At 71.2% G+C, this 19888-nt stretch carries 19 protein-coding genes; 10 read left to right on the plus strand and 9 right to left on the minus strand.

Annotated features, from left to right (window positions below; all coding sequences use genetic code 11):
* Nucleotides 1-148: 148 nt before the first annotated feature.
* Together AC1DMN_RS15915 and AC1DMN_RS15920 are read left to right on the plus strand one after the other, a co-directional pair.
* Nucleotides 149-1705, plus strand: a complete 1557-nt coding sequence (locus tag AC1DMN_RS15915; RefSeq protein WP_477229776.1) for an SDR family NAD(P)-dependent oxidoreductase — start codon at nucleotides 149-151, stop codon at nucleotides 1703-1705.
* 146 nt (nucleotides 1706-1851) lie between these two features.
* The gene (locus AC1DMN_RS15920) at nucleotides 1852-2280 is read left to right on the plus strand and encodes a DUF1761 domain-containing protein (protein WP_440733057.1); all 429 of its coding nucleotides are present in this window, start codon (nucleotides 1852-1854) and stop codon (nucleotides 2278-2280) included.
* A 90-nt stretch (nucleotides 2281-2370) separates the two neighbouring features.
* On the opposite strand, the gene AC1DMN_RS15925 is transcribed toward AC1DMN_RS15920, so the two are convergent.
* From AC1DMN_RS15925 to AC1DMN_RS15940, 4 genes are all read right to left on the minus strand, one after another.
* Complete coding sequence (locus AC1DMN_RS15925; protein ID WP_477384565.1) at nucleotides 2371-2874, minus strand: dihydrofolate reductase family protein; 504 nt, start codon at nucleotides 2872-2874, stop codon at nucleotides 2371-2373.
* 441 nt (nucleotides 2875-3315) lie between these two features.
* Nucleotides 3316-4023: a phosphoribosylformylglycinamidine synthase subunit PurQ gene (gene purQ, locus AC1DMN_RS15930; protein WP_440733059.1), complete on the minus strand. Its 708-nt coding sequence runs from the start codon at nucleotides 4021-4023 to the stop codon at nucleotides 3316-3318.
* Nucleotides 4020-4268, minus strand: coding sequence for a phosphoribosylformylglycinamidine synthase subunit PurS (gene purS / locus AC1DMN_RS15935; protein WP_440733060.1), 249 nt, complete (start codon nucleotides 4266-4268; stop codon nucleotides 4020-4022). Before purS ends, purQ begins: the two co-directional genes overlap by 4 nt.
* A gap of 164 nt (nucleotides 4269-4432) precedes the next feature.
* Entirely contained in the window at nucleotides 4433-4954 is a 522-nt protein-coding gene (locus tag AC1DMN_RS15940) for an adenine phosphoribosyltransferase (protein WP_477229774.1), read from the minus strand.
* 286 nt (nucleotides 4955-5240) lie between these two features.
* On the opposite strand from AC1DMN_RS15940, the gene AC1DMN_RS15945 reads away from it, so the two are divergent.
* The 4 genes from AC1DMN_RS15945 to AC1DMN_RS15960 all read left to right on the plus strand — a co-directional run bounded on the left by AC1DMN_RS15945 (nucleotide 5241) and on the right by AC1DMN_RS15960 (nucleotide 10118).
* Nucleotides 5241-6722: a glycoside hydrolase family 1 protein gene (locus AC1DMN_RS15945; protein ID WP_477384567.1), complete on the plus strand. Its 1482-nt coding sequence runs from the start codon at nucleotides 5241-5243 to the stop codon at nucleotides 6720-6722.
* A 36-nt stretch (nucleotides 6723-6758) separates the two neighbouring features.
* Nucleotides 6759-7826 (plus strand): LacI family DNA-binding transcriptional regulator, encoded by a 1068-nt coding sequence (locus tag AC1DMN_RS15950; protein WP_440733211.1) that lies wholly within the window; start codon nucleotides 6759-6761, stop codon nucleotides 7824-7826.
* 256 nt (nucleotides 7827-8082) lie between these two features.
* Nucleotides 8083-9495 (plus strand): sensor histidine kinase, encoded by a 1413-nt coding sequence (locus AC1DMN_RS15955; RefSeq protein WP_477229772.1) that lies wholly within the window; start codon nucleotides 8083-8085, stop codon nucleotides 9493-9495.
* Entirely contained in the window at nucleotides 9492-10118 is a 627-nt protein-coding gene (locus tag AC1DMN_RS15960; protein ID WP_477229771.1) for a response regulator, read from the plus strand. The genes AC1DMN_RS15955 and AC1DMN_RS15960 overlap by 4 nt, the downstream gene beginning before the upstream one ends.
* 136 nt (nucleotides 10119-10254) lie before the next feature.
* Here AC1DMN_RS15960 and AC1DMN_RS15965 read toward each other — a convergent pair whose 3' ends face one another.
* Together AC1DMN_RS15965 and AC1DMN_RS15970 are read right to left on the minus strand one after the other, a co-directional pair.
* Nucleotides 10255-11313 (minus strand): hypothetical protein, encoded by a 1059-nt coding sequence (locus AC1DMN_RS15965; RefSeq protein WP_477229770.1) that lies wholly within the window; start codon nucleotides 11311-11313, stop codon nucleotides 10255-10257.
* An 11-nt stretch (nucleotides 11314-11324) separates the two neighbouring features.
* Nucleotides 11325-12200 (minus strand): DUF1266 domain-containing protein, encoded by an 876-nt coding sequence (locus AC1DMN_RS15970; protein ID WP_477384569.1) that lies wholly within the window; start codon nucleotides 12198-12200, stop codon nucleotides 11325-11327.
* Nucleotides 12201-12305: 105 nt separating this feature from the next.
* Between AC1DMN_RS15970 and AC1DMN_RS15975 the strand changes: the two genes are divergently transcribed.
* Nucleotides 12306-13091 carry a TetR/AcrR family transcriptional regulator gene (locus AC1DMN_RS15975; protein WP_440733067.1) on the plus strand — a complete coding sequence of 262 codons (786 nt, stop codon included), beginning with the start codon at nucleotides 12306-12308 and terminating at the stop codon, nucleotides 13089-13091.
* Between the two features lie 13 nt (nucleotides 13092-13104).
* On the opposite strand, the gene AC1DMN_RS15980 is transcribed toward AC1DMN_RS15975, so the two are convergent.
* Entirely contained in the window at nucleotides 13105-14451 is a 1347-nt protein-coding gene (locus tag AC1DMN_RS15980) for a uracil-xanthine permease family protein (RefSeq protein WP_441977386.1), read from the minus strand.
* 255 nt (nucleotides 14452-14706) lie between these two features.
* Nucleotides 14707-15582: a phosphoribosylaminoimidazolesuccinocarboxamide synthase gene (locus AC1DMN_RS15985; protein ID WP_441977385.1), complete on the minus strand. Its 876-nt coding sequence runs from the start codon at nucleotides 15580-15582 to the stop codon at nucleotides 14707-14709.
* Between the two features lie 60 nt (nucleotides 15583-15642).
* On the opposite strand from AC1DMN_RS15985, the gene AC1DMN_RS15990 reads away from it, so the two are divergent.
* The 3 genes from AC1DMN_RS15990 (at nucleotide 15643) to AC1DMN_RS16000 (ending at nucleotide 18400) form a co-directional block, all read left to right on the plus strand.
* Nucleotides 15643-16224, plus strand: coding sequence for a GNAT family N-acetyltransferase (locus AC1DMN_RS15990; protein WP_477229768.1), 582 nt, complete (start codon nucleotides 15643-15645; stop codon nucleotides 16222-16224).
* Nucleotides 16225-16308: 84 nt separating this feature from the next.
* Entirely contained in the window at nucleotides 16309-16920 is a 612-nt protein-coding gene (locus AC1DMN_RS15995; RefSeq protein WP_440733071.1) for a PadR family transcriptional regulator, read from the plus strand.
* Nucleotides 16913-18400 carry a DHA2 family efflux MFS transporter permease subunit gene (locus AC1DMN_RS16000; RefSeq protein WP_440733072.1) on the plus strand — a complete coding sequence of 496 codons (1488 nt, stop codon included), beginning with the start codon at nucleotides 16913-16915 and terminating at the stop codon, nucleotides 18398-18400. Before AC1DMN_RS15995 ends, AC1DMN_RS16000 begins: the two co-directional genes overlap by 8 nt.
* Nucleotides 18401-18573: 173 nt before the next feature.
* Here AC1DMN_RS16000 and purD read toward each other — a convergent pair whose 3' ends face one another.
* Nucleotides 18574-19851 (minus strand): phosphoribosylamine--glycine ligase, encoded by a 1278-nt coding sequence (gene purD, locus AC1DMN_RS16005; protein WP_477229767.1) that lies wholly within the window; start codon nucleotides 19849-19851, stop codon nucleotides 18574-18576.
* Between the last annotated feature and the right edge of the window lie 37 nt (nucleotides 19852-19888).

Genomic DNA, 19888 nt, shown 5'->3' on the forward strand with positions numbered 1-19888 from the left:
GTGCAGACGCCACTGCGGGGAGGGAAAGACGGCCAGGGGAGGGAAACAGGACGGGATTCGGGGTCTCGCCGCGGACGGGATCCGGGTCTCGTCGCGAGTGGGATCCGGGTCGGGCTCCCATCCAGCCTGGTCGCGTAAAATCGTGACAATGACCGACGCCCCCTCCGACGCTCCGTCGACGCAGAGCGACCGCAGCGCCACGACAGGCGGCGACGCCGGCGGATCCGGCATCGACCCGGCCGACCTCGCGACCACCCTTCGAGTGCTCGCCGAGCTGCACGGGCTCGAGCAGGATCACCCCGACTTCATCACCGTGCGCCGTGCGACCGCGGCCATGTTCAAGGCCGCCAAGCGGGTGCGCCGCCGGGAGATCCGCGATGCCATCGCCGAGGCGGACAAGGCCGTGATCGCGGCGACCGCGACCGGCGCCCCCGACCGCATCGACGACGAGACCCGCGGCCTGGATCTGGCGTCCAGCGTGGTCGACGCTCCGATCGCGGGTGAGCTGCTGAAGCCCCGCAACTGCTACATCTGCAAGCAGTCGTACACGACGGTCGACGCGTTCTACCACCAGCTCTGCCCCGACTGCGCGCGGTTCAGTCACGGCAAGCGCAACGCCCGCACCGACCTCACCGGCAAGCGCGCGCTGCTCACCGGCGGTCGCGCGAAGATCGGCATGCACATCGCCCTGCGGCTGCTCCGCGACGGCGCGCACACCACGATCACCACGCGCTTCCCGCGCGACGCGGTGCGCCGGTTCGCGGCGCTCGAGGACTCGGCCGACTGGCTGCACCGGCTGCGCGTGGTCGGCATCGACCTGCGCGACCCGGCCCAGGTGATCGCGCTCGCCGACTCCGTCGCGGCCCAGGGCCCGCTCGACATCCTCATCAACAACGCCGCGCAGACCGTGCGCCGCTCGCCCGGCGCGTACTCGCTGCTGGCCGACGCCGAGCTGCAGCCGCTGCCGGACGGACCGCTGCCCGAGATGGAGACCTTCGGGCACACCGCGGATCCGCACCCCGAGGCGCTGCAGGCCTCGGTCGACGCGCATCCGCTGCTGTCGATCGCCTCCCTCGGTGGCACGATCGCCGAACAGGGTGGGCAGGCGCTCACGGCCGAAGAACTCGCCCGGCTCGCGATGGCCCCCGGATCCTCTTCGCTCGCGAAGCACGCGGACGGCACCGCCATCGACGCGGGCGGCCTCGTGCCCGACGTGAACCGCGTGAACAGCTGGGTGCAGAGCGTGGACCAGGTGGATCCGCTCGAGATGCTCGAGGTGCAGTTGTGCAACACGACCGCGCCGTTCCTTCTGATCAGCCGGCTGCGTCCGTCGATGGCCGCGTCTGCCGCGCGGCGCAAGCACATCGTGAACGTCTCGGCGATGGAGGGTCAGTTCTCCCGCCGGTACAAGGGACCGGGGCACCCGCACACGAACATGGCGAAGGCGGCGCTGAACATGCTSACSCGCACSAGCGCCGGCGAGATGCTGGAGACCGACGGGATCCTGATGACGGCGGTCGACACCGGATGGATCACCGACGAGCGCCCGCACTACACGAAGGTGCGTCTCGCCGAGGAGGGCTTCCACGCCCCGCTCGACCTCGTCGACGGCGCCGCCCGCGTCTACGACCCGATCGTGCGCGGCGAAGCAGGCGAGGACATCCACGGCGTGTTCCTGAAGGACTACGAGCCCAGCCCCTGGTGATCGCTCGCGTCCGGTGATGCGTCGCTGAGCCGGCCATTCTGCAATGGTCGAGCCGCGGTGCTCCACCGGTGACGGGATCCGCCGCGGTACTCTGAGCGCACCGGATCGCGGGTGCGGACTCGCCCGCTCGAGCGAGGAGCACGACGATGGTTCCTGAGATCAACTACTGGGCCGTTCTGCTGGCGACTGCGTCGAGCATGGTCGTCGGATCCATCTGGTACGCCCGCGGCGTGCTCGGCACCCGCTGGGCGCGGTTGGCCGGCGTGGACCTCGACAACCCCAAGGGCAACCCTGTGCTGGCCATCATCGCGACGGTGATCGTGAGCTTCGTCACGGCGTGGGTGCTCGCGGGGGCCACGGCGATCGCCTGGCACTTCTACGGCGGATCGTTCTTCGTCTCGGCGCTGGTCACCGCAATCACGCTGTGGATGGGCTTCACGGCGGCGCGGTTCATCACGCACGACGCCTTCGAGGGGCGCCCCAGCTCGCTGACGGTGATGAACATCGCGCACGAACTCGTGACGGTCGTCGTGATGGCCGTGCTCATCGGAGTCTGGCCGCCGGCACTCGGCTGACCTCGGCGCGCTGTCGGCTGTGCCCGCGCGCCTGCCTCCCGGGGCTCCCGAGGGCCCGAGCGACCCCGCGCGCCCCGGCTGAGCCGCGCCTCAGTGCCGGATGGCGTAGCGGTGCAGCGTGACGCCCTGGTCATAGGCGGCCTGCTCGAGCAGGTCGAGGATCACCGGATCCCGGGTCTCGCCGGGGCGGGGCTCGTCGAACAGCGGGCGGCCGGATCCGAGGATCGCCGGGTGCGTGAACAGCAGCAGCTCGTCGAGCAGACCGGCATCGAGCAGCGCCGTGGCGAGCGTCGCTCCGCCGACGCCGATGGCGCCGTCGGTCTCGGCGCGGACCTCGGCGAGCCGGTTGACCGCATCCTCGCCGATGACACGCGTGTGGAATGGCGCCTCGGTGCGCGTGCGCGAGACGAGGATCTTCGGCTTGTCGGTCCAGATCGCCCCGTACTCCTGCATGAACTCGGGCAGCGACCGGTCGTCACGCGCCGCGGGCCAGTACGACTCCATGATCTCGAACACGCGGCGGCCCTGCACCATGAGCGCGAGGTCTGCCGCACGCCGGTTGAACTCGCGGTGCAGCGGTTCATCGATCCGCATCCAGTCACCGCCGCCGTCMTCGCCRGGRGCGGCYTCGATCYGCAGRTCGAGSGACACGTTCATCCAGTACACGAACCGGCCGGCCATGCGCTTCTCCCATCCTCGGGGACGGGTTCGACGCTAGCCCCGGGGATCCGCGGACGCAATGGATACGGATCCGTCTCGGGGCCGGCAGGCGCCATGGATCCGGATCCGCCCGGGGGTTCAGCGTCCTCCGCAGCGTTCACCCCCTCCCGCGTCGACACCTCCCCGTATGGACGTCGCTCAGCGGGGGTACTGACGCGGCGAGGGGGTGAGGGCGAGGTGCCTGGAGGGGCGCCGCGATCGCGGGCTCGTACGAAGATCGCGGGCTCGTACGAAGAATGAGTCGTCCCCCCTCAGCACGACCTATGGACCGTGCTGAGGGGGACGACTCGGAAGTAGAAAGAGAAAGGGGGCGGATTACGCCGCGATGCGGGCGACCGCGGCGATCGCGCTCGTGAAGAACGGCAGGCCGTCGACGCCGCTGCGCATGGCGGCGGATGTATCCGGGCCGAAGCCGGGCTCGGTGGCGTGCTCGGGGTGCGGCATGAGGCCCACGACGTTGCCGGCGGGGTTCGTGAGGCCGGCGATGTCGCGGAGGGATCCGTTCGGGTTCACTCCGGCGTAGCGGAAGGCGACCAGGCCCTCGCCCTCGATGCGGTCAAGGGTCTCGTCGGAGGCGATGTAGCCGCCCTCGGCGTTCTTSAGCGGGATGATGATCTCCTGGCCGCGCGTGAACTCGTTCGTCCAGGCGGTGTCGGCGTTGGTGACCGTGAGCTTCTGGTCGCGGCGMACGAAGTGCTGGTGGTCGTTGCGGATCAGGCCGCCGGGCAGCAGGTGCGCCTCGACGAGCATCTGGAAGCCGTTGCAGATCCCGAGGATCGGCATGCCCTTGGCGGCGGCGTCCTTGATCTCGGTCATGATCGGCGAGAGCGCGGCGATGGCGCCCGAGCGCAGGTAGTCGCCGTAGCTGAAGCCGCCGGGCAGGATCACGGCGTCCACGCCGTCGAGGTCGTGCGAGCCGTGCCAGAGGGCGACGGGCTCGGCCCCGGCGATGCGGACGGCGCGCTGCGCGTCGCGGTCGTCGAGGGATCCGGGGAAGGTGACGACCCCGATCCGAACGGTCACTCCGAGACCTCGATGCCCACGACGTCCTCGATCACGGAGTTGGAGAGCACCTCTTCGGCGATCCGCCGGGCCTCGGCGAGCACGTCGTCGGTGACCTCACCGTCGACCGTGAGCTCGAAGCGCTTGCCGATGCGGACGTCGCTGAACGCGGTCACGCCGGTGCGGGCGAATGCTCCGGAGACGGCCTTCCCCTGCGGGTCGAGCAGTTCGGACTTGGGCATGACGTCAACGACGATGGTGGGCATTCGAGGCTCCGAAATGTCGCGGGCGGGGGCAGAGGCCAGTCTATCGCGCGGAAACAGGGCCTCCGGCCGGGGTTCGCGGAGCCGGGCCGGCGGGCAGGCTCGAAGGAGTCGGGTCGGGCAGCGGGCTCGCGGCGTTGCCCGTCGACCGAGCGGGTCGGCCCGGGTCAGCTGCGGAACACGGTGTGCACGTCGCCGACGACCTCGCGGCCGCCCAGCCCGTCGATCTCGAAGAGCACCGAGATCCCGGCGACCGTGTAGCCGAGCTGCTCGACGATCTTCCGGCCGGCGGCCAGCGTGCCGCCGGTGGCGAGCACGTCGTCGATGAGTAGGATCCGGGATCCGGCGGGCAGGTCCTCGTGCATTTCGATGGTGGCGGTGCCGTACTCCAGCGCGTAGTCGACCGACGCTGCCGGCAGCGGCAGTTTGCCGGCCTTGCGGATCGGCACGAAGCCGGTCCCCGCCTCGATCGCCGCGGCCCCGGCAAGGATGAAGCCGCGCGCCTCGATCCCCGCAACGACGTCGAAGGCGCCGCGGAACGGCGCGACGAGAGCCTCGGTCGTGGCCTGCAGCGCCTCGCGGTCGGCCAGCAGCGGAGTGATGTCGCGGAACAGGATGCCCGGCTCCGGGTGGTCCGGGATCGAGCGGATGAGCGATTCGGCACGGACGAGCGCGGGCGATGAGGTCACCGCACCAGGCTACGCGGTGCAGTGCCTCGTGCGGGGGCGTCTGAAACTCAGTCGAAACCGGAACTTGCGGCGGCGAACGGCGCCAAGCGGCACGGATCGACTGAGTTTGGCGCGGCTCGCCCCCGGACGGTGCGGTGAACGGGTGAGGGATGTACTGCGGAGGATCCGCTGAGCGCTGTTGACAGTCGTGGGAGCGCTCCCATAGCCTGTCCGGAATGCGCGGCAACCCGCCGATGACCCGCGCGCACCGCCTTGAAGCCGCCACCATGAAGGAGCGTCCGCCCGCATGAGCACCGTGGATCCGTCCGCCCGCCGATTCCCCGACGGCTTCCTGTTCGGTGCCGCCACCGCCGCCTACCAGATCGAGGGCGCCGCCTTCGAGGACGGCCGCACCGCGTCGATCTGGGACGCCTTCGCCCGCGTGCCGGGCGCGGTGCACGACGGCGACACCGGCGACGTGGCGTGCGACCATTACCACCGCTATGCCGATGACGTGAAGCTCATGGGCGAGCTGGGCCTGCAGGCGTACCGCTTCTCCACCTCCTGGGCCCGGGTGCGGCCCGACGGCGGTGCGGTGAACCCCGCAGGGCTCGCGTTCTACGACCGTCTCGTCGACGAGCTGCTCGGCGGCGGCATCGTGCCCTGGCTCACGCTGTACCACTGGGACCTGCCCCAGGCGCTCGAGGAGAAGGGCGGCTGGACCTCCCGCGACACCACGGAACGCTTCGTCGAGTACGCGCTCAGCGTGCACGATGCCCTCGGCGACCGCGTGCAGCACTGGACCACGCTGAACGAGCCGTGGTGCTCCTCGTTCCTGTCCTACACCGCGGGCGTGCACGCGCCGGGCCGGCTCGGCATCGAGGACGGCATGCTCGCCGCACACCACCTGCTGCTGGCGCACGGCCGCACGATCCGGGCGCTGCGCGAACGGGATCCGCAGCTCGACCTCGGCATCACGCTGAATCTGACGGTCGCCGATCCTGCCGACGCCCGTGACCCCGCCGACGTCGACGCCGCGCGCCGCATCGACGGGCAGTTCAACCGCTGGTTCCTGGATCCGGTCCTCCGCGGCGCCTACCCGGCCGACGTCGTCTCCGACATCCGCGAGGTGGATCCGGTCGCCGTCCGTCGATGGGCCGCCGCGATCCACGAGGGCGACCTCGACACCATCGCCGCGCCGCTGGACTGCCTGGGCATCAACTACTACCACGGCGAACTGCTCTCGGGCACGCCGCAACCGGGCAGCGAGGGCACACCGCACGACGGCGGCGGMGAGGGCGAGAACGCGCGTCGCACGCGTTCGCCGTTCCCCGCCGCCGACGACGTGCACTGGGTCGAGCGCGGGCTGCCGCGGACGGGCATGGACTGGGAGGTGCAGCCCGAAGGCCTCACCCGGCTGCTGCGCCGGATCGGCAAGGAGTACGCACCGGGGCTTCCGCTGTACGTCACCGAGAACGGCGCGGCCTACGACGACGTGCTCGAGGGTGCTCGGGTGGACCCTGCGACGGGGCACAGCACAGGCGGCGCCGTGCACGATTCGGAGCGGGCGATGTTCCTGCGCGAGCACRTCGCGGCGACCTACGACGCGATCGACGAGGGCGTCGACGTGCGCGGTTACTTCGCGTGGTCGCTGCTGGACAACTACGAGTGGTCGTTCGGCTACAGCAAGCGSTTCGGGATCGTGCGGGTCGACTACGACACCCAGGCGCGGATCGTGAAGGACTCCGGGCGCGAGTACGCCAGGATCATCGCGGCCCGGGCGGTCTGAGACGTGGTCGCCAGGTCTCGCGCCGGTGCCGGACGCATCGGGCCGGCGGCACCGGGATCCCCATCGGGAGAGGGAACCACGGATCGGACGGCGTCCGGACGGGCCACGATCGAGGAGGTCGCGGCGGCGGCAGGGGTCTCCCGGTCGACCGTGTCGCGGGTCGTGAACGGGTCGACCGCGGTGAGCCCGCACGCGCTCGCGGCGGTGCAGGACGCGATCGCCCGGCTCGGCTACGCGCCGAACCGCGCGGCGCGCTCGCTCGCGCTGCGCCAGACTCACGCGATCGCGCTCGTCGTGCCCGAGGACACTCGGCGCTTCTTTGGCGACCCCTACTTCGGCGCGGTCGTCGCCGGGATCAGCGACCGGGTCGCGCGCTCGGACTACATCCTGAACCTGCTGATCGCGAGCGATGACCCGGGCGGCAGGATGACGGGCTTCGTGCGCAACGGAGGCGTGGACGGCGCGATCATCCTGTCGCACCACAACAGCGACGCCTTCGTCGACCGCATCGTCGAGGCCGTGCCGGTCGTGTTCGGCGGACGCCGCACGAACGGCCGTGACGACGACTGGCTCGTGGACGTGGACAACGTCACGGGCAGCAGGCAGGCCGTCGACCACTTGCTGGCCACCGGGCACCGACGGATCGCGACCGTGACAGGGCCGCTGTCGATGGCGGGCGCCGTGGATCGGCTCACCGGCTTCCGCGAGCGCCTCGCCGAGGACGGTCTGGAGCCGTTCGCCGAGATCGCCGGCGACTACTCCGAGGCCAGCGGGGTGCGGGCGGCCCAGGAGCTGCTCGACCGCGCCGCCGAGCCGGGCGGAGGGCTGCCCGACGCGGTCTTCGCCGCCAGCGATCTCATGGCCCGGGGCGTGCTGCGTACGCTCCGCGGCGCGGGCGTGCGCATTCCCGAGGACGTCGCGATCGTCGGCTTCGACGACTCACCCGTGGCCCTGTCGACGGATCCGCCGCTCACCACGATCCGCCAGCCGATGCACGCCCAGGGCGAGGCACTCGCGGGCGTGCTCATCGATCGACTGACCGGATCCGCTCCGCCGCACCGCACGACCCTCGGCACCGAGCTGGTGGTGCGCGGCTCGGCGTGACGCGCAGACCGAATTCAGGATGGATTCGGCTTCGGAGACGGAAACGCGGCGTGTGGACGTGAACACGGGCGATCCAACCTGAATACGGCACGGAAGGTGTTGGTGTGTTGCAGGCGCCGACCGGCGGCGGGCAGCGGGCGGGCAGGCGGTCTGCGGCGTACGACGTCCGCCGGCGGCAGGCGGCAGCCGCCCTGGGCGCGGATCCATAGCCGATCGGATGATGCGGTTCCGAGCGCGGCGTTCGTAGGCTGAGCCCATGCGATCGCGGACCGAGCTGCAGGACGAGAGGTCCCTCGGCGACGGCGTGCGGGGCATCCTCGCTCCCGTACGGTTCGGGCGGGCGCTGCAGGTCGTGCTCATCGCGCTGATCGTGGTGAGCGCGATCCGCTACCTGCTTCGCCACGGCGAGGGCGAGAACGCCGTCCTCGTGCTCGCCGGCGCCGCCCTGCTCACCGTGACCGCCGTACTGCAGGGCCTGGTGCCGCGTCGCGGTGTGTGGCCCGCGGCATGGGCGCTCGTGGCGTGCGCGCTCTGGGCCGTGCTCACGCTGGTCGCGCCGTCGTTCGGCTGGTGTGCCGTTCCGCTCGCCTTCGCGGTGCTGCAGATCCTGCCGTTCTGGCCGGCGACGGCAGCGATCGCGGCGATGACCGCGGTCGTGATCGTCGCAGAACTGCGCCTTTCCTCGCTGTTCGACCCGACGCTCGTCGCGGGCCCGATCGGCATCGCGTTCGCCACGATCTTCGCCTACCGTGCACTCGACCGCGAGGCGCGCGCCCGGCAGCAGCTGCTCGACGAGCTCACCGCGACGCAGGCGGACCTCTCCGCCGCGCAGCACCGTGCGGGCGCGCTCGCCGAACGCGCCCGCCTGTCGCGTGAGATCCACGACTCCGTCGGGCAGGACCTGTCCAGCATCAACCTGCTGCTGCAGGCGGCCGAGCAGGGCTGGGAGCGCCGCCCCGACACCGCCAGGGAGCAGGTGCGCTCGGCCGCCGGCACCGCCCGGTCGGCGCTCGACGAGGTGCGCCGCGTGGTGCGCGACCTCGCCCCCGGCGAGCTCGAGGGCGCCGCCGGATCCCTCCCCGCCGCCCTCGCCCGCGTGGTCGAGGAGGCGTCGGGGCGCGGCGTCGACGTGCAGTTCCGCAGCCACGGCACCGCCACGGAGGTGCCGCTGCCGGTGGCGTCGGCCATCATCCGCACGGTGCGCGGCGCCCTCGCGAACGTCGCCGAGCACGCCCGCGCGACCCGGGCCGTGGTGAGCCTGACCGCCCAGCCGGACGAGCTGCGCCTGGACATCCGCGACGACGGGGTCGGCTTCGACGCGCGGCCCGCCGCGATGTCGGCCAGGGCGGCACAGCGACGAGCGGCCGGCCGCGGCCAGGGCATCCCCGGCATGGCGGAGCGGATCGCTCAGCTGGGCGGCGAGCTGCACGTCGAGAGCGCTCCGGGGGAGGGCACGACGCTGTCGCTGGTGTTCCCGCTCAGCGCCGACGGAACCCGCGCGGAGCCCGGATCCGGTGCGAGGACCGGGTCCGATCGCGCGGCCGGTTCCGATCCGGCGGCCGGTTCCGATCTCGCAGCGGGTTCCGATCGCGCGGACGGGGCCGACTCGAAGAGCGGATCCGACACGAAGAGCGGATCCGATGCGGATCCGCAGAAGGAGAACCGATGACCCTGCGGATCGTGCTCGTGGACGACCATCCCGTCGTGCGCGCCGGCGTGCGCGCGCTGCTCGAGTCGAGGGACGACCTCGTGGTCGTGGGCGAGGCGTCGAACGCCGCCGACGCCGTGCGGGCGGTCGAGGCCGAGCGGCCGGATGTGGTGCTCATGGACCTCAGCCTGGGTGACGGCGAGAGCGGCATCGCTGCCACCGGGCGGATCCGGGCGCTGCCGGAGCCGCCGGCCGTGCTCGTGCTGACCACCTACGACAGCGAATCCGACATCCTGCGCGCGCTGGACGCCGGTGCCGCCGGATACCTGCTGAAGGACTCCCCGCCGGACCAGTTGTTCGCCGGCATTCAGGCGGTCCACCGGGGCGAGCCGGCCCTGGCTCCCTCCGTGGCGGCGGTGCTCATGCGCCGTGCCGCCTCGCCCGAGCCGCGTATGACCGAGCGCGAGGTCGAGGTGCTCGAGCTGCTGGCGGACGGCCTCGGCAACCGCGAGCTCGCCAAGGCGCTGTTCGTGTCGGAGGCGACGGTGAAGTCGCACCTCTCGCACATCTACGGCAAGCTCGGCGTCGACACCAGGGCCGGCGCCGTCGCCGCGGCGATCGAGCAGCGCATCATCCGGCGCTGAGCGCGGCGGGCGCAGGGCGCACATCATCGCGCCGACCCGGTCCCGGTCGCAGACGCCGAGACGCCCCGTCCCCTGCCGTGCACAGCAGGGGACGGGGCGTCGGTCGCCGATCCCCCCAAGAGATCAGCGCCTGCGGTCACCCCCCTGATCGCAGGATCGCCCCGCCGAACAGCGCGAACGCCGTGATCCCTGCGGAGAGGATCACCGCCGCCGATACGCCGGCCACGGCCAGCAGGGACACGCCCTGTCCGCCGAGGCGCTGTCCGCCCAGCCCGATCGCAACTCCCTCCGGTCGTACGATCGGGCCGGTGCTCTCGTCGCGGTACGGCCCCGTGCGTGCCGCGAAGCGTCGGTGCAGCTCTTCGGCGAGCTGCACGGTTCCCTGCATCACGTCCGGTCGATCGAACCGGGTGCTGCCGGGCAGGTACACGTAGGCGCGATCCTCGACGAGTTCGATCTCGGCACCGGATCCGAGATCCAGGATCCGCGCCATCAGATCGGGCGTGAAGATGTAGAGCGCGTCACGCTGATACCCCTCGGGCACCAGCAGCTGGAACGTCGACGCGAAATGGCCTTCCAGGTCCATCCGTGCGCCGCCCAGCCCCAGGGTGGGCACGATGCTGCGGCGGCGGTTGCGCAGCACGATGTGCGGAACCTTCGCCGGCAGCGGCAGCTCGATGAAGGCGAAAGGGCGCTGCACGGTCGCGGCCTCGTCCCGGCCGCCGACCGAGCGCGCGATGCCCAGCTCGAACGGGATGCGTTCGTCCTCCGACGCGACCACGCCGCGCTCGATCGAGCGGCGCATGCGCGTGAACGCCGAGCCGGGTCGGCGGGTGCCCTGCAGCAGGTCGGCGTAGGCCCACCCGTTGCCCCACGCGAACATCGCCAGGCGCGTGCGGCGGGACAGGCCCACGGCGTACCAGACGAAGCCGACCGCTCCCATCACGCCGTAGAGGGCGCCGAACACGGCGATCAGCGGCACCCGCGCGAGCATCCCGATCGAGCCGAGCCACCAGAGCGCGGCCACGATCGCCGTCGTRAGCAGCAGCACGCCGGCGAGCACCGCGACGAAGCGCCGGTGCAGGGGGATGCGCGCCGCGCGCTCGTAGGCGAGCAGCGTGCGCATTCCCGGTGACGTCCGCAGTGCGGAGAGATCGACCCGGATCGGCTCCGCGGTGCGCGGATCCGTGCTCATACGGCCCTCGCTCACCCGATTCGCCAGGGCAGCGACGCCCACGGCCCGTTGCGCTTCGCGGTCGCGGCCGCCTTGAACTCGGACCAGCCGTCGCCGAACTTGTCGAAGGTCTTCTCGCCGATCACGCCGTCGCTCCAGTGCATGACGCGACCCGTGATGTAGCTGAGGCCGAAGTCGGCCCASGAGGAGAACGCSGGGCGKCCCTCCTCGTTGATGCGGTGGATGATCGCTCGCGCCTCSGSSAYGTCGGCGTGGCCCAGCGCGACACCCCAGGTCGCGAGTGCGATGGCCTGGCCGAGCGCGTAGCCGTCGAGCGTGCGGACGTAGACGTCCGGCGTCACGATGTCCTTGCCGACGAGCTTGCGCACCTGCCCCTCGACGCCCTCGATCGCGGCGACGAAGGAGCGGGCATCGCGCTTGTCGCCGCCGGCCTCGATGATCGCGGACGTCCACTCCTTGCTCTTCGGCACGCGACCGAGCCGGCCGGCCAGCTCGGCGCGGATCGCCAGGCAGGTCACCCACACGTCGCGTCGGCGCCGGCCCGTGACGAGACGTTCGATGCCGGCGAGCCACTCCTCACGCGTCGCCACGCCCCACATCTCGACGAGCCGCTTCTTCTCCCCGTCGCTGAGCGCGGACGCGGTCGGATCGTTCCACGGCCCGGACGGCTGGTTCACGATCTGCAGGAAGCCCAGCGCGATCTCGTTCGCCTCGCGGTCGTCGGTCGGGTACGCCTCGGAGGGCTTCACCTTCGCGGCCGGCATGATCCACACGACGAGGAAGAACAGCACGACGACACCGACGATCACCCACACCCACCACTGGGCGAAGAGCCAGCCGATGATGCTGCCGAGGTCGTTCAGATCCACGCGCGCGCTGCCGTGCATGAAGGCGCCTCCAGTCTGGGGGGAATCGTAGGTTGAACACTTGTTCAGTGATTAATGTAGCGAAAGGATCCCTCACCCGGAAAACGGATCCGGAAGGCACGTCGCATGGCACGCTCCCCGGAGCAGAACCGCGTCGCCAGGGAGCGCTCCCGCGAGAGCCTGCTCGAGGCGGCGATCGACGTCTTCGCCGAGCGCGGGATCGACGGCGCGACGATCGCCGACATCACCGGACGCGCGGGCGTCGCACAGGGGCTGGTCAACTACTACTTCGGCGGAAAAGAGCAGCTCGTCCAGGCGGTGATCGACCGCTGGTTCGAGATGCTGCTCGGCATCGCGCACGGCGGGGCGGCGGCCGACCCCGGGAGCGCGGCCCGAGGCGAAGAGATCGCCGCGCGGCCTGAGCCCGAGTCGGAGCCGGCCACCGAGCCCGAGCAGCCCGAGTCGGAGCGAGTGCCGCCGCCGTCGGCCGCGTCGCTCCCTCCGGAGGTGCGGCTGGCAGCCATCATCGACACCGCGCTCGGCATGACCGCCGTCGCCCTTCCGTTGCAGCGCGTGGTCATCGCCCTGCAGCAGCAGCCGACCACGCGAGCTCTGTTCGCCGAGGGGGAGCGGCGGCACATGGCAGGGGTCATCGCCGCGGAGGACGCGGTGCGCTCGATCTTCCGCGACCGCGGCGACGCGGATCCGGCGCTCGAGGAGATCATGCTCCGCAGCGTGCTCGACGGGATCGTCGGGCAGCGCATCATGTACGGCGACTCGTATCCGCTCGAGGAGGCGCGCCGCTGGGTGCACCGCCGCTACGGTCTGCCGGAGCCTGAAGCGCCGCTCCCCGGAATGACGAAGCCCACGCCCGGCTCGGGATCCGAGCTGCGGGCGCGGGCTTCGCGCTGAGCAGTCGCGCGGATCAGGCCGGGTCGCCGCCCATCGGCCCCACGGCCTCGAGCGGACGGGGGTCGTCCGCACCGGTCTTGCGCAGCCGGGCGATCGCGTTGCCGCCGTGATAGATGATGATCGCCGCCACCGTGGCGATGACGATGCCGCCGAGCATGAAGCCGGAGTCCTTGATCGCGATCGAGAAGCCTCCGACGGCGATGATGAGCGCGACGGCGGCGGTGTACTGGTTGACCGGGCGGGAGAAGTCGACGCGGTTGTCGACCCAGATCTTGATGCCGATCACGCCGATGAGGCCGTACAGCCCGGTCGTGATGCCGCCGAGCACGCCCGCGGGTACCGAGTTGATGATCGCCCCGAACTTCGGGGAGAGGCTGAGCAGGATCGCGGCGATGCCGGCGACCCAGTACGCGGCGGTCGAGTACACCCTGGTCGACGCCATGACGCCGATGTTCTCGCCGTAGGTGGTGGTTCCGGATCCGCCGAAGAAGCCGGCGATCGTGGTCGAGACGCCGTCGGCGATGAGCGCCTTGCCGGTCTGCTGGTTGATCTCCGGGTCCTCGACCATGGTCGCGACGCCGCGCACGTGGCCGACGTTCTCGGCGATGAGCACGAGCACGACGGGGAGGAACATCGCGATGCCGCTCCACACGCTCGGGGTGCCGAAGTCGGGGAAGTGGAAGGTGGGAAGCCCCACCCACGCGGCCTTGTCGACCGCCGAGAAGTCGAGCTCGCCGCGGAAGCCGGCGAAGATGTAGCCCGCGATCACGCCGAGGAAGATCGAGATCCGCCCCAGGAACCCGCGGAACAGCACCGCGAAGATGATCGTGATCGCAAGCGTGAAGGTCGCGGTGACGGGCGCCTTGGCGAAGTTGCCGTACGCGGCGCCGGCGAGGTTGAACCCGATCAGCGCGACGATGGTGCCCGCCAGCACCGGCGGCAGGAACCGGTCCACCCACTTCACGCCGGCGACATGCACCACGACGCCGATGAGCGCGAGCAGCACGCCGACGGCGACGATGCCGGCGAGGGCGGCGCCGATCCCACTGTCGCCGCCGGTCGCGTGGGCGGCGGTCGCGGCGGTCACCGGGGCGATGAACGCGAAGGAGGATCCGAGGTAGCTCGGCAGCTTGTTGCGCGTGATCAGCAGGAACAGCAGCGTGCCGACGCCGCTGAACAGCAGGGTCGTCGGCACCGGGAAGCCGGTGAGGATCGGCACCAGGAAGGTCGCGCCGAACATCGCCACGACGTGCTGCACGCCGATCGCGATCGTGGCGGGCCAGTTCAGGCGCTCATCGGGGTGGACGACGGCGCCGGGTTCGACGGTGCGTCCGTTGCCGTGGATCTTCCACAGGGCCATGCGGGCTCCTCGGGATCGGGGGAGGGGGCTGTGGAAACCCTATCCTGGGCGTTCCCTGGGAGCAGGGATCCCCGTCGCCTGGTCCCGCCGGCGACACGGCCCCGCAGACACGCGGCCTCGCCGCTGCGCGGCGCCCGGCCGGCCGTTCGCGCCGAAATCAGGAGGAATGACCGAGATCAGGATCCTTCCGCGCGAAACGTCCTGTTCTCGGTCACTTGTCCTGATCTCGGCACGCGGCGGCCGGTACGCGACCCGTCAGGCCGTCAGGCGCTGCAGCAGCTCGGCGTAACGTGCGGCGGTCTGGGCGACCACCTCGTCGGGCAGCACGGGCGGGGTGCCCTGCTTGTCCCAGTGGGCGCTCAGCCAGTCGCGCACGATCTGCTTGTCGAAGCTCGCCATCCGCTCGGCGGGGGTGGATCCGGTCCGCCACGACTCCGCGTCCCAGTACCGSGAGGAGTCGCTSGTSAGCACCTCGTCGGCGAGCCGCAGCACACCGTCGGCATCGACGCCGAACTCGAACTTCGTGTCGGCGAGGATCAGTCCGCGCTCCTCGGCGATGGCCGCAGCCCGGCGGTAGACCGCGAGAGAGACATCCCGCAGCTGGGCGGCGCGCTCGGCGCCGACGAGCTCGGCGGTGCGCTCGAACGTGATGTTCTCGTCGTGCTCGCCCATGGGGGCCTTGTACGCCGGGGTGAACAGCGGCTCGGGCAGCCGGTCGCCGTTCTGCAGGCCGGCGGGCAGCGCGATGCCGCAGACGGTCCCGCTCTGCTGGTACTCGGCCCAGCCGGATCCGGTCAGGTATCCGCGCACCACGCATTCGATCGGCAGCATCTCCAGGGACATCGCGAGCATCGCGCGGTCGGCGACCTCGGCCGAGATGTCGCCGTCCACCAGGTGGTTCGGAATCGGATCCGGTCCCTCTGCGAGCCGGTCGAACCACCAGCGGCTGAGCGCGGTGAGCAGGGCGCCCTTCTCGGGGATCCCCGGCTCGAGGGCGAAGTCGAAGGCGCTCACGCGGTCGCTCGCGACGACGAGCAGGCGCTTGTCAGCCGGATCCTCGGGGGCGTACAGATCGCGGACCTTGCCGGAGTAGAGGTGACGCCAGCCGGAGAGTTCGAGGGGTGTGCTCACGCGTCCATTATCGCGGTGGCCGGAGCCGGCGATGTCCGTGGCGACGCGTAGGTTGCTCTCGTGAGCGCCGCCTTTCCCCTCGAGACCACGACCGACCGCCTCCTACTGCGTCGACCTGTCCCGGGCGATCTCGCATCGGTGTTCGCGATCCATGCGGATCCGCGGGTCTGGACGCATTTCCCCAGCCTGCGGCCCACCGATCCTGACCAGATCCAGACGATGATGGCGCGGTGGGGGCGCAGCTGGGAGGGTGCGGGGCTCGGCACCTGGACGGTGCTGCTGCGGGGGACCGGCGAGATGATCGGCAACGGCGGATGCACGCTGCTCACCGCCGATGGCGATGACCCCGCGGCGGGCGTCTGGAACCTCGGCTACCGGCTCTCGGCCGAGCACCACGGTCACGGCTATGCGACCGAGCTGGCGCAGGCGGCGCGGGCGGCTGCTGCCGAGGTCGCGCCCGAGCGTCCGGTGATCGCCTACCTCGTCGAGCACAACCGCGCGTCCGCGGCGGTCGCGGAGAAGGCGGGTCTGACTCTCGTGCACCGCGCGCCGGACGTCGGGAATCCGGATCCCGCCGTGATGCGCCTGGTCTTCGCCGATCGCGAGCTCACCTCCGCCCAGCTCGCCACGGCGCTGCGATGAGCGACGGCTCCGGGCTGGCGTCGGCTGTTGTTTCGGCGTATAGTCCTATCCGACTAGTCCACATGGACTAGTCGGGACGGAGTGATGGTGAAGGATCCGGCGCTCACCCCCCTGGGGGTGATGGTGCTCGCCCTGCTGAGCGAGGGCGACATGCACCCTTACGAGATGGCGCGGCTGCTGCGCGCCCGTCGCGACGACAGGATCATCCCGATCTCCAACGGCACGCTCTACCACACGGTCGCCCGCCTGCACGGGCAGGGGCTGCTCGAGGAGGTCGGCGTCGATCGCGACGGCAACCGCCCCGAACGCACGACCTACGCGGTCACGGCGGCCGGCGCGGACGCGGTGCGCGAATGGGTGCGCCGCGAACTCGGCGGCAGTCGGCGGCAGACCCCGTTCCGCGTCGCCCTGGCAGAGGCGCACAACCTCGACCGGGACGAGGCGGTCGACCTGCTCACTCAGCGGCTCGGGCTGCTCCGGCAGGAGCTCGACACGATCTGCGGCGCGCTGGACGGCGCCGCGACGCGCGACGTGCCGGAGCAGTACCTCCTCGAACCGTTCCGACACCGCCTGATGCTGCAGGCGGAGATCGACTGGCTCGACACCCTGATCCCCCGGATCTCGTCCCCCGACTTCGCGTGGGGGCCGGATCCGGACCACCTTCTTGCCAAGCGAAAGGCACACCAGAATGGCTGAAACCATCGGTACGTCGACCGGCGCCTACGCCGCCGGCCACAAGCCGAAGAGCCCCTGGCCCGCCCTCTGGGCGCTGGTCATCGGCTTCTTCATGATCCTCGTGGACACCACGATCGTCTCCGTCGCGAACCCGGCCATCAAGGCTGCGCTCGACCCGAAGACCAACAACCTCGACAACGTGGTGTGGGTGACGAGCGCCTACCTGCTCGCCTACGCCGTGCCGCTGCTGATCACCGGCCGCCTCGGCGACCGGTTCGGCCCGAAGAACATCTACCTCATCGGTCTGACGATCTTCACCCTGGCCTCGCTCGGCTGCGGTCTCTCCGGCACGCTGGAGATGCTGATCGCGTTCCGTGCCGTGCAGGGACTCGGCGCCGCGCTGATGACGCCGCAGACCATGGCGGTCATCACCCGCACGTTCCCGGCCGAGCGCCGGGGCGCCGCGATGGGGCTGTGGGGCGCGACGGCGGGCGTCGCGACGCTGGTGGGCCCGCTGGCCGGCGGCCTGCTGGTGGACGCCTTCGGATGGGAGTGGATCTTCTTCATCAACCTTCCGGTCGGCGTGATCGGCTTCGTGCTGGCCGCGGTCCTCGTCCCGCGGTTGAAGACGCACGAGCACCGGTTCGACATGGTCGGCGTCGTTCTCAGCGCCCTCGGGCTGTTCCTCATCGTCTTCGGGCTGCAGGAGGGGCAGCACTACGACTGGGCCGGATGGATCTGGGCGATGATCGGCGCGGGCGTCGTGGTGATGGCGATCTTCATCTGGCAGCAGGCGAAGACCCGCAGCGAGCCTCTGGTGCCCCTCGGCCTGTTCCGCGACCGCAACTTCTCGGTCGCGAACTTCGGCATCGCCGCCGTCGGCTTCACGGTGACCTCGATGTCCCTGCCGATGATGTTCTTCTACCAACTCGCCCGCGGCCTCACGCCGACCGAGGCGGCGCTGCTGCTGATCCCGATGGCGGTGCTGTCGGGCGTGCTCGCCCCCATCGCGGGCCGCATCCTGGACCGGGTGGATCCCCGCGTCTTGCTCGTGCCGGGCCTCGGCCTGACCACGGTCGCGCTGATCTGGTACGGACTGCTGATGAACCCGGACACCCCGATCTGGATGTTCCTGCTGCCGTCGGCGCTCATGGGCATCGGCCAGGCGGGGATGTGGGGCCCACTGGCCACCACCGCGACGCGCAACCTCGCTCCGCGCCAGGCGGGCGCGGGTGCCGGCATCTACAACACCACCCGGACGATCGGWTCCGTSCTGGGATCGGCMGCCATCGCCGCCCTCATGCAGGGCCGACTCGAGGCGAACCTTCCGGGTGCGGCCAGCCACGGCGGCGACTTCGGCACGGGCAAGCTGCCCGAGTTCGTGGTGGCGGGGTTCTCGACCGCCATGGCGCAGTCGATGATCCTGCCCGCCACCGTGCTCTTCCTCGGCGTGATCGGGATCCTGTTCATGCAGCGTCCGGAGCACCTCGTGAAGCGCTGACGCAGCGCTCGTCTCGTCCGCGCCCTCTGAGCGCCGATACCCCGCCTGAGCGCCGATACCCCCTCGTACGGACGATCGTACGAGGGGGTATCGATGATGCGAGGGGGCGTCGGCGTTCGCGGTCGGCGTCTCGCGGGCCTTGTGCAGACCAGGCCCGTGCGCGCGCGCTCGGGCTACTGCGCGACGCGGGCGGCGATGTCGGTGCGGAAGTGCGCGCCGTCGAGGCGGATCCGGCCGATCGCCTCATAGGCGCGGGTGCGGGCGTCGACGAAGTCGGATCCGGTCGCGACCACGTTCAGCACCCGGCCGCCGGTGGCGATGAGGTTGCCGCCCGGTGCGTCGGGGCCCGCGGTCGCCGCGTGCACGATGCCGACGCCCTCGACCGCCGCGGCCTCGGCCAGGCCCTCGATCGGGCGGCCGGTCTGCGGCGCCTCGGGGTAGCCCTCGCTCGCGAGCACCACGGTGATCGCGACGTCGTCCGAGAACTGCGGCTGCGGCTGGTCTTCGAGCGTGCCGGTGGCTGCCGCGAGCAGCAGTCGCGACAGCGGGGTGCGCAGGCGCGGCAGCACGACCTGGGTCTCCGGGTCGCCGAAGCGCGCGTTGAACTCGATCACGCGCACGCCGTTCGGGGTGAGGATGAGGCCGGCGTAGAGCAGGCCGATGAACGGCGTGCCCTCGGCGTCGAGCTGCTTCACGACCGGAAGGGCGACCGTGCGAGTGACCTCCTCGACGAACGCGGCCTCGCTGCCGAACTGCTCCTCGAGCCACGGCAGCGGCGAGTACGCACCCATGCCGCCGGTGTTCGGGCCCTCATCACCGTCGAGGGCGCGCTTGAAGTCCTGTGCGGGGCTGAGCGCGCGCACGGTGTCGCCGTCGCTGAGGAAGAACAGCGAGACCTCGGGCCCGGTGAGGAACTCCTCGATGAGCACGGGGCCGTGGGGCAGATAGTGCTCGGCGTGCGCGAGCGCGGCCGCACGGTCCTCGGTGACGATGACGCCCTTGCCTGCGGCGAGGCCGTCGGCCTTCACCACGTAGGGGGCGCCGAGGTCGTCGAACGCGGCCTCGACCTGGGCCGTCGAGCTCGCGCGCACGGCACGGCCGGTCGGCACGGAGGCCGCCTCCATGATCCGCTTCGCGAACGCCTTGGACCCCTCCAGCTGTGCGGCGGCGCGACCGGGGCCGAAGACGGGGATCCCGTGCTCGCGCACCACGTCGGCGACGCCCGCGACGAGCGGCGCTTCGGGGCCGATCACGACGAGGTCGACGGCATGCTCATCGGCGAACGCGCGCACGGCGGAGCCGTCCATCGGATCCACCTCGACCAGGGTCGCGTGCTGCGCGATGCCGGCGTTGCCGGGGGCGCAGAGGATCTCGTGCCCCTTGTGCTCCGCACGCAGGGCGAGGATGATCGCGTGCTCACGGGCACCGGAACCGAGGACGAGGATCTTCACCCCGCAAGCCTACCGAGCGCGCGCATGCCGATGACGG

Source organism: Microbacterium sp. 01T413_2 (assembly GCF_056398985.1).

Excerpts from the sequence above, each read along its gene's own strand:
- AC1DMN_RS15925 (WP_477384565.1), bottom strand. The coding sequence starts at position 2,874 with ATGCGGATCGATGAACCGCTGCACCGCGAGTTCAACCGGCGTGCGGCA.
- AC1DMN_RS15920 (WP_440733057.1), top strand. The coding sequence starts at position 1,852 with ATGGTTCCTGAGATCAACTACTGGGCCGTTCTGCTGGCGACTGCGTCG.
- purS (WP_440733060.1), bottom strand. The coding sequence starts at position 4,268 with ATGCCCACCATCGTCGTTGACGTCATGCCCAAGTCCGAACTGCTCGAC.
- AC1DMN_RS15955 (WP_477229772.1), top strand. The coding sequence starts at position 8,083 with ATGCGATCGCGGACCGAGCTGCAGGACGAGAGGTCCCTCGGCGACGGC.
- AC1DMN_RS15995 (WP_440733071.1), top strand. The coding sequence starts at position 16,309 with ATGGTGAAGGATCCGGCGCTCACCCCCCTGGGGGTGATGGTGCTCGCC.
- AC1DMN_RS15960 (WP_477229771.1), top strand. The coding sequence starts at position 9,492 with ATGACCCTGCGGATCGTGCTCGTGGACGACCATCCCGTCGTGCGCGCC.
- AC1DMN_RS15975 (WP_440733067.1), top strand. The coding sequence starts at position 12,306 with ATGGCACGCTCCCCGGAGCAGAACCGCGTCGCCAGGGAGCGCTCCCGC.
- AC1DMN_RS15980 (WP_441977386.1), bottom strand. The coding sequence starts at position 14,451 with ATGGCCCTGTGGAAGATCCACGGCAACGGACGCACCGTCGAACCCGGC.